The 12,306-nt window shown below is 72.3% G+C and carries 12 protein-coding genes; 5 read left to right on the top strand and 7 right to left on the bottom strand.

Annotated elements, in window-relative coordinates; genetic code table 11:
• Positions 1–29 precede the first annotated feature (29 nt).
• Entirely contained in the window at positions 30–212 is a 183-nt protein-coding gene (locus OG552_RS22320) for a hypothetical protein (protein ID WP_329135623.1), read from the top strand.
• A 27-nt stretch (positions 213–239) separates the two neighbouring features.
• Here OG552_RS22320 and OG552_RS22315 read toward each other — a convergent pair whose 3' ends face one another.
• Entirely contained in the window at positions 240–1,154 is a 915-nt protein-coding gene (locus OG552_RS22315; protein ID WP_329135622.1) for a transglutaminase-like domain-containing protein, read from the bottom strand.
• A gap of 346 nt (positions 1,155–1,500) precedes the next feature.
• Between OG552_RS22315 and OG552_RS22310 the strand changes: the two genes are divergently transcribed.
• On the top strand, positions 1,501–1,812 hold the full coding sequence (locus OG552_RS22310) for a hypothetical protein (RefSeq protein ID WP_329135620.1): 312 nt from the start codon (positions 1,501–1,503) through the stop codon (positions 1,810–1,812).
• Between the two features lie 21 nt (positions 1,813–1,833).
• Here OG552_RS22310 and OG552_RS22305 read toward each other — a convergent pair whose 3' ends face one another.
• Complete coding sequence (locus OG552_RS22305) at positions 1,834–2,565, bottom strand: response regulator transcription factor (RefSeq protein WP_329135618.1); 732 nt, start codon at positions 2,563–2,565, stop codon at positions 1,834–1,836.
• Positions 2,562–3,872: an ATP-binding protein gene (locus tag OG552_RS22300; RefSeq protein WP_329135616.1), complete on the bottom strand. Its 1,311-nt coding sequence runs from the start codon at positions 3,870–3,872 to the stop codon at positions 2,562–2,564. Before OG552_RS22300 ends, OG552_RS22305 begins: the two co-directional genes overlap by 4 nt.
• A gap of 164 nt (positions 3,873–4,036) precedes the next feature.
• On the opposite strand from OG552_RS22300, the gene OG552_RS22295 reads away from it, so the two are divergent.
• Together OG552_RS22295 and OG552_RS22290 are read left to right on the top strand one after the other, a co-directional pair.
• Positions 4,037–5,350 (top strand): PspC domain-containing protein, encoded by a 1,314-nt coding sequence (locus tag OG552_RS22295; RefSeq protein ID WP_329135614.1) that lies wholly within the window; start codon positions 4,037–4,039, stop codon positions 5,348–5,350.
• A complete protein-coding gene (locus OG552_RS22290; protein ID WP_329135612.1) occupies positions 5,347–5,568 on the top strand; it encodes a hypothetical protein in 222 nt (73 codons plus the stop codon). Before OG552_RS22295 ends, OG552_RS22290 begins: the two co-directional genes overlap by 4 nt.
• Here OG552_RS22290 and OG552_RS22285 read toward each other — a convergent pair.
• Together OG552_RS22285 and guaA are read right to left on the bottom strand one after the other, a co-directional pair.
• Complete coding sequence (locus OG552_RS22285) at positions 5,516–6,079, bottom strand: DoxX family protein (protein ID WP_329135610.1); 564 nt, start codon at positions 6,077–6,079, stop codon at positions 5,516–5,518. The genes OG552_RS22290 and OG552_RS22285 overlap by 53 nt on opposite strands.
• 116 nt (positions 6,080–6,195) lie before the next feature.
• Entirely contained in the window at positions 6,196–7,788 is a 1,593-nt protein-coding gene (gene guaA, locus OG552_RS22280) for a glutamine-hydrolyzing GMP synthase (RefSeq protein ID WP_329135608.1), read from the bottom strand.
• 271 nt (positions 7,789–8,059) lie between these two features.
• On the opposite strand from guaA, the gene OG552_RS22275 reads away from it, so the two are divergent.
• Positions 8,060–8,374 (top strand): chorismate mutase, encoded by a 315-nt coding sequence (locus OG552_RS22275; RefSeq protein WP_443070998.1) that lies wholly within the window; start codon positions 8,060–8,062, stop codon positions 8,372–8,374.
• A gap of 324 nt (positions 8,375–8,698) precedes the next feature.
• Here OG552_RS22275 and OG552_RS22270 read toward each other — a convergent pair whose 3' ends face one another.
• Positions 8,699–10,579, bottom strand: a complete 1,881-nt coding sequence (locus tag OG552_RS22270; RefSeq protein WP_329135606.1) for a GMC family oxidoreductase — start codon at positions 10,577–10,579, stop codon at positions 8,699–8,701.
• A gap of 27 nt (positions 10,580–10,606) precedes the next feature.
• Complete coding sequence (locus tag OG552_RS22265; protein ID WP_329135604.1) at positions 10,607–12,211, bottom strand: succinic semialdehyde dehydrogenase; 1,605 nt, start codon at positions 12,209–12,211, stop codon at positions 10,607–10,609.
• Between the last annotated feature and the right edge of the window lie 95 nt (positions 12,212–12,306).

Here is a 12,306-nt window from a genome sequence, read left to right as displayed (position 1 = left end):
AATCCGTTACGGACCACGGGGGTTCAGCCATGAAGAAGCTGCTCGGCCGCACCATCACCTTCGCCAGGGACACCCTGTCGGGGCGGCGGCGCCTGGCGAAGTACACCCACCCGGACGCCCACCGCGGCGGCCGGTTCAACCCGGACGCGGCGATCGTCGACCACTACCGCCCGTCGCCGCCGATTCCCCCGATCGGCGGCCCCGGCTTCTGACCGGCCCCCAGCGGCCCGGGGATTGCTTCAGCGCAAGGTGACCTCGCGGGGGCCGTTGAAGGGGGTCAGGGAGAGGACGGTCGGTGGCGTGCGCAGGGCGTCGTGTTCGGCGAAGAGCCGGCGGGCCTGCTCGTGGGCGACCTGGTCGCCGCCGGTGACCAGGGCGACCCGGTCGAAGAGTTCGCGGTCCTGCTCCGTGGGCTCCTCGCCGGGGCCCGGGCCCCCGCCCCAGATGTCCCACTGCAGCGTCTCGACCTTGTTGAGCGCCGACAGGTCCAGCCGGACGCTCCCCATCACGAAGAACTCGCCCACCATCGAGCCGTCCTCGAAGGGCAGGCCGAAGGTCTCCGGGTCCGCCGTCCCGGCCCGGATCGCCTGCCACGCGGAGCCGGCCACGAGGAAGCGGTCCCGGGGGACGTCCATCGGGTCGAAGTCGACACCGGGAAACCGGTCGGCGAACTCCGCGGTGCCCAACTGGGCGTCGGCCAGCAGCCAGCCGCGCGTGTCGTCCCAGTATTCGGTGACCACATGGTCGAAGTGGAATCCGTCCATCCCCCAGTAATCGGCGAACCCGCACCGCATCCTGGCCGGAATTCCGGCATGCCGCAGCATCGATACGTGCAGCAGCGCGAAATCCCGGCAGATCCCGACGAATTGATCGGCATAGGCCCGCCGCCGCACCAGCGGCGCGTCGTCGCGTGCCACGATCAGCCGCAGGATGTCGTCCACGTACCGGGTCTCGGCGTCGTCGTGCAGCCGGTCGACCGGGTGCGTGATGTCCAGCAGCCGCTCCTCCACCCGGTGGACCGTCAGACCCCGTACCACCCGCGCCAACTCCCGCACATCAGTGGGCAGTCCGTCATAGAGACCGGCCATCTCACCCGGGTCGGACGCGACACTCTGCGCGGTGTGGAAAGCCGCGATCTCCGGCGTCATGGTCATGCGATTCCCCCGTCACGGACACGGCCGCCGGCTCGACCGGCGGCCCGACGCGTCTCACCGTGCCAAATTCCGCCGGGAATTGTCCACCCTCGCTCCCGGCCTTTCCCGCGGAATACGCAACTCCGCAACTCCGCGGCCCCGAAGGCCGGCTGGAAAGACTTGACGCGGACCCGCGAACCGACGGCCCGCCCCGACGCAACCCGCAGCGGACGCGTGCCCGACGCCGGCGGGTCAGGTCACGGTTCGGGTGAGGGGGCGGCGGAAGGCGGGGGGAGCGGCGTAGGGTCGGCTGTCGTTCGGGGAAGGCAGAAGGAATAGGGAAGCGGTAACCGACAGGAGGTCGGAGATGCAAGCCCTGACGGCCAGTTGGGCGGCGTGGGTGACGGCGTACGAGCAGCACTGCAAGGCGCTGCCGGGGCCCGCCCACACCGAGTGTCCGAACTGCGGCGCGGACGAGCTGCGTCTGCTGTTCACTGGCCGGCCCGAGCAGCGGACCGGATACGCGGCGTTCTGGTGCGGGGACTGCCTGGTGGGCATCCACCTGGGGCACGCCGCCGTGCCGGAAGGCGCGCGGATGGAGTCGCTGGACACCCCCGTCGAGCAGCGGGCGGTCCGCGTCCCCAACTACACGATGCTGTGGCCCGACGAGGAGCAGTAGCCGCCCGGCAGGACCCGCCGCTCAGACCAGGCGGCGGGCCGTCGCCCAGCGGGTGAGCTCGTGCCGGTTGGAGAGCTGCAGCTTCCGCAGCACCGCCGACACATGGGACTCGACCGTCTTGACCGAGATGAACAGCTGCTTGGCGATCTCCTTGTACGCGTAACCACGGGCGATCAGCCGCAGCACCTCGCGCTCGCGCTGGGTCAGCCGGTCCAGGTCCTCGTCCACCGGGGGCGCGTCGGTCGACGCGAAGGCGTCCAGCACGAATCCGGCCAGCCGGGGGGAGAAGACCGCGTCGCCGTCCCGTACCCGGAAGATCGAACTGACCAGGTCGGGCCCGGTGATGGTCTTGGTGACATAGCCCCGGGCACCCCCGCGGATGACGCCGATCACGTCCTCGGCCGCGTCGGAGACCGACAGGGCCAGGAACCGCACCGGGTTCTCCGGGTCCGCCATCAAGGCCGCCGACCGCCGCAGCACCTCCACCCCGCCACCGCCGGGCAGATGCACGTCGAGCAGGACGACCTCCGGCCGGGTGGCCGCGACCACCGACACCGCCTGGTCCACGTCGGCCGCCTCGCCGACGACCTCCACCCCGGTCTCCGCGGTCGCGCCGATCTCCGCCTGGACCCCGGTACGGAACATGCGGTGGTCGTCCACCAGCACCACCCGCACCCGCCGCCCGGCGTCCTCGGCTCCCCCGTCCCGCGCGGCGTCGCCGCCCGCGGAAGGCGTGTCAGAAACAGCACTCATGCCGCCGCCACCCTCTCCATCTCCAGCTCCACTTCCGTCCCCCCGCCCGGCGCGGGCCGCAGCCTCGCCAGCCCACCGTTGCGCTGCATCCGCCCGATGATCGACTCCCGTACGCCCATCCGGTCGCCGGGCACCGCGTCGAGGTCGAATCCGGGCCCGTGGTCGCGTACGGACACGAAGACCCGTTGCTTCTCGACCTCCGCGTAGACCTGGACCGCGCCGTCCCCACCGTACTTGGCCGCGTTCACCATGGCTTCGCGCGCGGCCTGCATCTGCGCCACCAGCCGCTCGTCGAGCGGGCAGTCACCGACGCAGACCACCTCGACCGGGACCCCGTGCGCGTCCTCCACCTCGGCGGCGGCCGCCCGTACCGCGTCGGCGAGCGTGGTCGGCTCGTCGTCACGGCCGGTGCCCTCCGGGCGGTAGAGCCAGGCCCGCAGTTCGCGTTCCTGGGCACGGGCCAGCCGGGCCACCTCGCGGGGGTCCTCGGCGTGCCGCTGGATCAGGGTCAGCGTGTGCAGCACCGAGTCGTGCACATGGGCGGCGACCTCGGCCCGCTCCTGGGCCCGTATCCGCATCAGGCGCTCGGCGGACAGGTCCTGGGTGATCCGTACCAGGTACGGGCCGGCGATCAGCGCCACCCCGACCAGGACGGCGAGCGCGGCCTGCAGGATGCCGCCGAGGTGGCTGCCGGAGCCACGCACCACGATGAAGCCGGTGACGCCGGCGATGACCAGCCCCACCCCGGCCGCCGCCCGGGCCAGCGGCCAGAACCGCTTGCCGTGGCTCATCTCCACCCAGCGGGCCCTGCGCGCGTTGTCGGCCTGCCGCCAGACCAGCGCGACGCCGAGCGCGATCACCAGCAGCGGCCAGACCGCCCGGTTCGCGGCACCGAGGTTGAGGTTGTCCACCAGGATGCCGGTGCCGGCCGCGAGGCCGATCAGCGCGATGATCTGGCCCTTGTCCGGGCGCTTGCCGGCCAGCCAGGAACGGGCGTCGCGGGGCTCCTTGGCCTCCGCGACGCCGCCGACCCCGAGCGGTACGAAGAACCAGAAGACCGCGTAGAGCAGCAGCCCGATGCCGTTGAAGAGCGCCACGACCAGGAAGAAGACCCGCACCCACAGCACCGGCAGGCCCAGGTGCCCGGCGAGCCCGCGGGCCACCCCGCCGACCATCCGGCCCTCGGAGCTGCGGTAGAGCTTGCGCGCACCGGCTTCCCCGGGGTCGGGCGCGGACAGGAAGGACGCCCCCGTGGGCCCCGGGGGCGCACCGGTACGCGCGCCGGTGGGCGGGCTGCTCGCTGACATACCCCGATCGTCACACAGTGGCCGCACCATGGGTATCAGGGTTCTCCCCCCGGATTCCGGCCGCACCGCCCGGAAAGCCCCGGCAGCCCCCAGGGGACGGATCAGGGACGTACCAGGGTCGGGCCGGGTGCCGGTGGCGGCGCGGCTCCGCCACCATAGGTGCCATGACGGACCAGCCCGCACCCCCGGAAGAGCCCGGGGCTGCCCCGGAGTCCGCGGCAGCCCCGGGCTCCGCCGAGACACCGGGCTCCGCGGAGACGCCGGAATCCCCGGGTTCCCCGGAGAAGCGCAGGCTCGCCAGAGGCCGCGACGAGCAGAAGATCTTCGCCGGTGTGTGCGCGGGCGCGGGCCGCTACTTCGGCGTGGACCCGGTCATCTTCCGCATCGTGCTGGTCGTCCTCTCGCTGACCGGCGGCATCGGTCTGATCATCTACGGCATGGGCTGGCTGGTCATCCCGCAGGAGGGCGACTCCGAGAGCGAGGCGCACCGGCTGCTCTCCGGCCGGATCGAGGGGGCCCCGCTGACCGCCGTACTGATGGCGCTGGTCGGCTGCGGCCTGTACGCCTCGATGATCGGCAACGGCGCCAACCAGGCGTTCTCCCTGCTGCTGATCGCCGCGACGGCCGGCGCCGTCTACTGGTCGCAGCAGCGCGGCCGGGTCCCGGAGGCGGTCTCGCCGGAGATGGCGAGCGCGGTGGCCGACGCGCCCCCGGCCGTACAGGCGCCGCCCGGACCGGGCGGTTCGCCCTCCTGGTGGCGGGAGCCGCTGGCGAAGGAGGGCTACCTGTGGGGGCCGGACGACGGGCCATACGGCGCGGAGGACAAGGCGGCCTGGCGGCTGCGGAAGAAGTCGGTCCGCCGGGAGAAGGGCTCGCGCTGGTTCGGCTTCGGCGTGTGGCTGCTGGCGCTGGCCGCGGGGGCCGTCGGTGTCGGGGTCTCCTGGCCGTACCAGCCGTACGGCACCAGCGTGGAGATCGGTCTCGCCTCGGCGCTGGGCGTCTACGCCTTCGGTTTCCTGCTGGCGAGCTTCGCCGGGCGTCCCCGCTTCGGCATGGTCTTCTGGTCGCTGCTGCTCACCGGCGGTCTGATCACCTCGGCGGCGCTGCCCGACCAGGGGCACGGCGTCACCTGGCGCCCGCTGACCGCAGGCACCGTACAGCGGACCTACGACCGGGACGCCGGCGTCGGCACGCTGGACCTGCGCTCGCTGGCGCTGGACGGCGGCACGGTCTCGGTCCGCCTGAACGTGGGCGCCGGGCAGGCCGTGGTCCGGCTGCCCCGGGGCGCCACCGTGCACCTCGACTACACGATGGGCCTGGGCGAGGTCGTCCTGCCCGGAAGGACCAACGACGGAGTGGACGTCAAGACCCACCAGCGCGGACAGGCGGAGTACGCCCCGCCACCCGGCCGGCTCTCCACCGGTACCGTCGACCTCCAGGTCCGGGTGGGCGTCGGCCGGCTGAAGGTGGTCCGGTGAGACGGCACCGCTTCGAACCCGCCGCCCTGGTGATGGGCCTGGTCCTGCTCACCATCACCACGGCGTTCGTGCTGGACGCCTGCGGGGTCTGGGACCTGTCCGACCCGGACGCCTCGGCCCAGCTGGCGGGCAGCGGATTCGTCGCCGTGCTGCTGACCGCGATCGTCACGCAGGGTGTTCGGAGCGTACGGGGTCGATCGGCCCGGAAACGCCCGTAGCCGGGCCGTCCACCGTGGTGCTGCCCACCGGCCGCGCCGCCCCTGCCGCCGTGCGGCGCTGCTTGAGGAGCGCGTCGAGCGACAGGTAGGGCGTGCCGGCCAGCACCAGCGGCAGCCAGCCCATCAGATACATCAGGTCGTTGCCGTAGTAGTACGGCGTGGTGGGCCAGCTGACCGTCAGCCACAGGCTGAGCGAGATCAGCGCCCCGCCGAGCGCCGCCACCCGGCCGAGCAGCCCGAACAGGGTGCCGAGGCCGACCGCCAGCTCACCGATCGCTATGGCGTACCCGAAACCGTGCGGCGCCTTGAGCGCCAGGTCGACCATCCCCGGGATCGCCGCGCCGCCCTTGGCGCCGTGCAGGATCTGCAGCAGCGAGCCGTTGGCCGAGTCGGTGAAGAAGGTGTCGCTGGTGAGCTTGTCGATCCCGGCGTACGTGAAGGTGACCCCGAGGAAAATCCGCAACGGCAGCAGTGCGTAGCGACGAGCGGTTTCCCGCCACACCTCAAGCATCGTCTCCCGCCTCTCCCGCCGTCCGCGCCGCCGGGTGGCAGCGATGGTTCCGGACGGCCGCGTTCATCGGGCTATACGTACACCTGCGGGCTGTGGTTCAACGCAGAAGCGGCGGGTTACTCCCACTCGATGGTGCCCGGCGGCTTGCTGGTGACGTCCAGCACGACCCGGTTGACGTCCTTGACCTCGTTGGTGATCCGGGTGGAGATCTTGGCGAGTACGTCGTAGGGGAGCCGGGACCAGTCGGCGGTCATGGCGTCCTCGGAGGAGACCGGACGCAGCACGACCGGGTGGCCGTAGGTGCGGCCGTCGCCCTGGACACCGACCGAGCGGACGTCGGCGAGCAGCACCACCGGGCACTGCCAGATCTCCCGGTCGAGGCCGGCCGCGGTGAGTTCCTCGCGGGCGATGGCGTCGGCCTCCCGCAGCAGGTCGAGCCGTTCGCGGGTGACCTCGCCGACGATCCGGATGCCGAGGCCGGGGCCGGGGAACGGCTGCCGCTGGACGATCTCGTCGGGCAGGCCGAGTTCCTGTCCGACCATCCGGACCTCGTCCTTGAAGAGCTTGCGCAGCGGTTCGACCAGCTGGAACTGCAGGTCCTCGGGGAGCCCGCCGACGTTGTGGTGCGACTTGATGTTGGCGGTGCCGGTGCCGCCGCCGGACTCCACCACGTCGGGGTAGAGGGTGCCCTGCACCAGGAACTCCACCGGGTGGTCGCCCGGTGCCTCGGCCACGATCTCGGCCTGCGCCTGCTCGAAGACCCGGATGAACTCCCGGCCGATGATCTTCCGCTTCTGCTCCGGGTCGGAGACACCCGCCAGCGCGGCCAGGAACCGCTCGGAGGCGTCGACGACCTTCAGCTGGACGCCGGTGGCGGCCACGAAGTCCTTCTCGACCTGCTCGGTCTCGCCCTTGCGCATCAGCCCGTGGTCGACGTACACGCAGGTCAGCTGCGACCCGATGGCCTTTTGCACCAGGGCGGCGGCGACCGCGGAGTCCACCCCGCCGGACAGCCCGCAGATCGCCCGGCTGCTGCCGACCTGCTCGCGGATGAGCGCGATCTGCTCGTCCACCACATTGCTGGTGGTCCACTCCGGCGAGATGCCGGCGCCGCGGTAGAGGAAGTGCTCCAGGATCTGCTGGCCGTGCGTGGTGTGCAGCACCTCGGGGTGGTACTGGACGCCGTAGAGCCGCAGCGCGTCGTTCTCGAAGGCGGCGACCGGGACCACGTCGGTGGACGCGGTGACGGTGAAGCCCTCGGGCGCCGCCGAGCAGGCGTCGCCGTGCGACATCCACACCGACTGGTCGGCCGGGGTGCCCTCGAAGAGCGTCGAGCCGGGCTTGGAGACGGCGAGTGCGGTACGGCCGTACTCGCGGGCGCCGGTGTTGTCGACGGTGCCGCCGAGGGTGGTGGCCATCAACTGGAAGCCGTAGCACATGCCGAAGACCGGCACCCCGGCCTCGAAGAGCTCGCGGTCGAGGCTCGGCGCGCCCTCGGCGTAGACCGACGAGGGGCCGCCGGAGAGGATGATCGCCTTGGGCTGCTTGGCGAGCATCTGCGCGACCGGCATGGTCGAGGGCACGATCTCGCTGTACACCCGGGCCTCGCGGACGCGGCGGGCGATGAGCTGGGCGTATTGCGCGCCGAAGTCGACCACGAGGACGACGTCCGGGGTGTGGTCGGGAGCGGGCGGGGTCGCTGATGCCACGGGCGGCCTTCCGGCGGTTGCTGCGAGGGGTCCCCGCCGAGTCTACCGGGGGGCCGGGGGGCTCCTTGCCCGCGGACGGGGGCGGTGGTCCATACTGGGTGCCATGCAGACGCACAGCTTCGCGTTTACCTATGGCACCGGCCGGTCCGGCTGCCATGGTCGCGTCGCGTGAACTGCTGACAAGCGACTTACCAGGCGCCCCGGGCCACTCGGCCCGGGGCGCCTGTCGCGTCCGCGGGACCCGGGGGCCCACGACCTTCCAGGAGCAGACGTGACCGAGATCGCACCCGCGACGCAGACCTCACCCACAACCGGTGCGGCCGGTACGCCCGCCGTACCCGCCGACGTGCTCATCGCCGAGAGGCGGCAGCGTATCGACGACCTCGACGCCCGGATCATCGCGCTGGTCGGTGAGCGGATGGCCGTCTCCGCCGAGATCCAGACCGCCCGGATCGGCGCCGGCGGGCGGCGGGTGGCGCTGACCCGCGAGATGGAGGTGCTGCGCACCTACGGCGAGGCGCTCGGCAGCAAGCCCGGCACCGCGCTGGCCATGACGCTGCTGGAACTGTGCCGGGGCCGGGTGTGAAAGTCGGACCGGCGAAACCCGTTCAGGGGGATCACCCGAACGGCACGTGACCGCCGCGCGCCCCCTTCGTTGGAGGGAGTGTCCGTGCCAGCCAGGGGCGGTCATCCAACACCACGCGTGGAACAGGACACCGCCCAGACGCAGCTGGGCGGGGTGCAGCCGGTGCGATGAGGCGGATGCAGTCGTGCACCCGCCGTGGGACCTCGCAGCGGTGATCAGTGGCCGGTCGGCAGGGGACAGCAGCCCGGTCACGACTCAAAGAGGCGGTCGGCTCCCAGGGACGCCCGGGACCGGCCGCTCTGCGGTGCACACCATACCGCTTTTTCAGGACGTTCCGGACTCCGGCGAGGACCCGGCGCCCGCAGGTCCGGGCGACCCCGATCCCGTACCTCCCGGCACCCCTCCCGGCACCACCGGAACCGGCAGCAGGGGCAGCCGCAGCGCCCCGAAAGCGTCCTCAGGCACCACCGGGGAGACCGGCCGGACGGCGGCGATCCTGCGGTAGGGGGCGCCCTGCTCCGGCCGCGGATCCGCCTCCCCCTTGTTCGGCCAGAGCGACATCGCGCGCTCGGCCTGCGCGGTGATCGTCAGCGACGGATTGACCCCGAGATTCGCCGACACCGCGGCGCCGTCCACCACGTGGATCCCCGGGTGCCCCCAGAGCCGGTGGTAGGGGTCGATGACGCCGTGCTCGGCGTCCTCCCCGATCGGGCAGCCGCCCAGGAAGTGCGCGGTCATCGGCCGCTGCGTCGCCTCCCCCACATTGCTGCCCGCGAAGCCGCCGATCTCGGCGGCGATCAGCCGGGCCGCCGCCGCACCCTCCGGGATGTGCACCGGATTCGGCGCACCGTGCCCCTGCCGTGCGGTGAGCAGCCCCTTCCCCGGACCTTTCGGTTTCCGGTACGTGGTCAGGGAGTTGTCGCTGGTCTGCATGACCAGGCCGATAATGGTCCGCTCCGACCACCGGTGGTTGGAGAGCGAACGCAGCGTCAGCAGCGGGTGGCGCAGGCTGTTGCCGGCGAACTCCAGCCAGCGCGGCACCCGGCCGCGGTACGGCGCCGCGAGCATCGACAGGCTGCCCATCGCATTGGAGCCGCGGCCGTAGCGGACCGGTTCGATGTGGGTGTGGTCGTTGGGGTGCACCGAGGAGGTGATGGCCACCCCGCGGGTGAAGTCCAGCGGCCGGTCCGGGTGTTGCCTGCGGTAGCGGCGCGCTGTGGTCTGCGCGCCCACCAGGGCCTCGGAGTTGGTCCGGGTCAGTTCGCCGAGCCGCGCGGAGATTCCCGGCAGCCGGCCGGTGTCGCGCATCGCGTGCAGCAGGGTCTGCGTGCCGTAGGTGCCGGCCGCGACGACCACCTGCCGGGCCCGCAGCACCTGCCTCCTGCCCTTCTTGCGGTGGTCGGTGGGGACGGTGGTGACGCGGTAGCCGCCCTCGGCCTCCTCGCTGAGGCCGATCACCGTGGTCATCGGGTGGACCACGGCGCCGGCCCGCTCCGCCAGGTGCAGGTAGTTCTCGTTGAGGGTGTTCTTCGCGCCGTGCCGGCAGCCGGTCATGCACTCCCCGCACTCGGTGCACGCGGTGCGGGCCGGGCCCGTACCCCCGAAGTACGGGTCGGGGACCTCCTCGCCGGGCCGCACCTTCGGCCCGCCCCCGGCGTCCTCGCCGTCGCCGAAGAAGACTCCGACCGGGGCGAGGTGGAAGGTGTCGCCGACGCCCATCTCCTCGGCGGCGGCCCGCAGATGGACGTCGGAGGGGGTCGTGGTGGGGTTGAGCCGCACGCCGAGCATCCGGGTGGCCTGGTCGTAGTACGGCGCCAACTCCTGCTGCCAGTCGGTGATGTGGCCCCACTGGCGGTCCTGGAAGAAGGCGGCGGGCGGCACATACAGGGTGTTGGCGTAGTTCAGCGACCCGCCGCCGACGCCCGCGCCGGCCAGCACCAGGACATTGCCGAGGACATGGATGCGCTGGATGCCGTAGAACCCCAGGGCGGGCGCCCAGAGGTAGTTGCGGGCGTCCCAGGAGTTCCTGGGCAGTTCGTCGCGGCGGAAGCGGCGGCCGGCCTCCAGGACACCGACGCGGTAGCCCTTCTCGGTCAGCCGCAGCGCGGAGACCGCGCCGCCGAAGCCGGAGCCGACGACGAGGACGTCGTAGTCGTAGTGCGGTGCCTGCCGGGCCTGCCGGGTCTGCTGTCCCTGCCGTGCCACTGGGTCCTCCGGGGGTCGGGCGGGGCGTCAGCGCACCCGCAGCGTCTTCAGGGCCCGCAGCGAGTAATTGAGGAATACCGCGTACTTCTCGTCGTCCATGCCGAGGAAGGGCGCCATCGGCATCACCCGCTGGGTGGCGACGGTCTGCGCCTCGGTGTACTTGAGGATGCCTTCGGAGCCGTGCCGGCGGCCGAGTCCGGAGTCCTTCATGCCGCCCATCGGCGCGCGGACGCTGCCGTAGGCGGACGCGTAGGCCTCGTTGACGTTGACGGTGCCGCAGCGCAGCTCTGCCGCGATCCGCAGGCCGCGCCGTACGTCCTTGGTCCACACGCTCGCGTTGAGGCCGTAGTCGGTGGCGTTGGCCCGCTCGACGGCTTCCGCCTCGTCCCGGAACCGGTAGACCGACACCACCGGGCCGAAGGTCTCCTCGGTGCAGACCGCCATCGGGGGCTCGACGCCTTCGAGGACGGTGGGTTCGTAGACGTAAGGGCCGATCTCCGGGCGCGGCCGGCCGCCGGTGAGCACCCGGGCGCCCTTCTCGCGGGCCTCGTCCACATGGCGGGTGACGGTCGCCAACTGCCGCTCGCCGACGAGTGATCCCATGCCGGCGCCGTAGGCGAGCGCGGTACCGAGGCTGAGCGCCTTGGTGCGGGCCACGAACTTCTCGGTGAAAGCGTCGGCGACCGTCTCGTCCACGAACAACCGCTCGACGGAGATGCACAGTTGGCCGGCCGAGGCGAAGCAGGCGCGGACCGCGCCGTCGGCGGCCTTGTCGAGGTCGGCGTCGCGGAGCACCAACAGCGGGTTCTTGCCGCCGAGTTCGAGGGAGGCGCCGATCAGCCGGGCGGCGGCGCGCTGGGCGACGTCGCGGCCGGTGCGGGTGGAGCCGGTGAAGGAGACGTAGTCGGCGTGCTCGACCAGCGCCGGGCCGACCACCGGTCCTTCGCCGATCACGATCTGCCAGAGGTCTTCCGGCAGTCCGGCCTCGATCAGCTGCCTGCGGGCCCACAGGGCGGTGAGCGCGGTCTCGGTGTCGGGCTTCATCACCACCGCGTTGCCGGCCGCGAAGGCGGGCAGCGCGTCACCGACGGAGAGCTCCAGCGGGTAGTTCCAGGGCGCGATCTGCCCGACCACCCCGCGCGGCCGGCGCAGTTCCACGGTCCTGGTGAAGACCGGGATCGCGCCGACGCGGTGCTTCGGCCTGAGGTAGGAGGCCGCCTTGAGGCCGTAGTGCCGGGCCGTCGCCGCGACGACCTGCACCTCTTCGTGGGCGTGCAGCCGGGTCTTGCCGGTCTCCACCTGGTTGAGGTCGAGCACCTCGGCCTGGCGGGCGAGCAGCAGGTCGTGGAAGCGCAGCAGGACGGCGCCGCGCCGGCGCGGGGCGGTGGCGGCCCACTCCCGCTGGGCGGCCCGGGCCCGGTCGAACGCCTCGGCGACCTCCGCCGGGCTCGTCTCGGGCAGGTCGGCCAGCTTCTCGCCGGTCAGCGGGGTGTGACTGGCGGTGGTGCCGCTCCCGATGACGCCCCGGGTCAGCCGGGCCACCAGATCGGGGGTGACGACGTCCTGCGGGCCGCGGGCGGTGCCGGGCGCGGCCGGGTTTCCGTCGGCGGGGGGCTTCGGCGAATCCGTCATGCCGGTGAGGTTACGACTGCCGGGCGCGCGTGGATACCCGTGAGTAGCTCTTTTTTCGGTGATCGGCGCAACCACGCCAGCGTTCGGTGGCGCTG

It is taken from the genome of Streptomyces sp. NBC_01476 (assembly GCF_036227265.1).
GTDB lineage: Bacteria > Actinomycetota > Actinomycetes > Streptomycetales > Streptomycetaceae > Actinacidiphila.
This window is presented reverse-complemented; position numbering and strand designations above follow the sequence as displayed.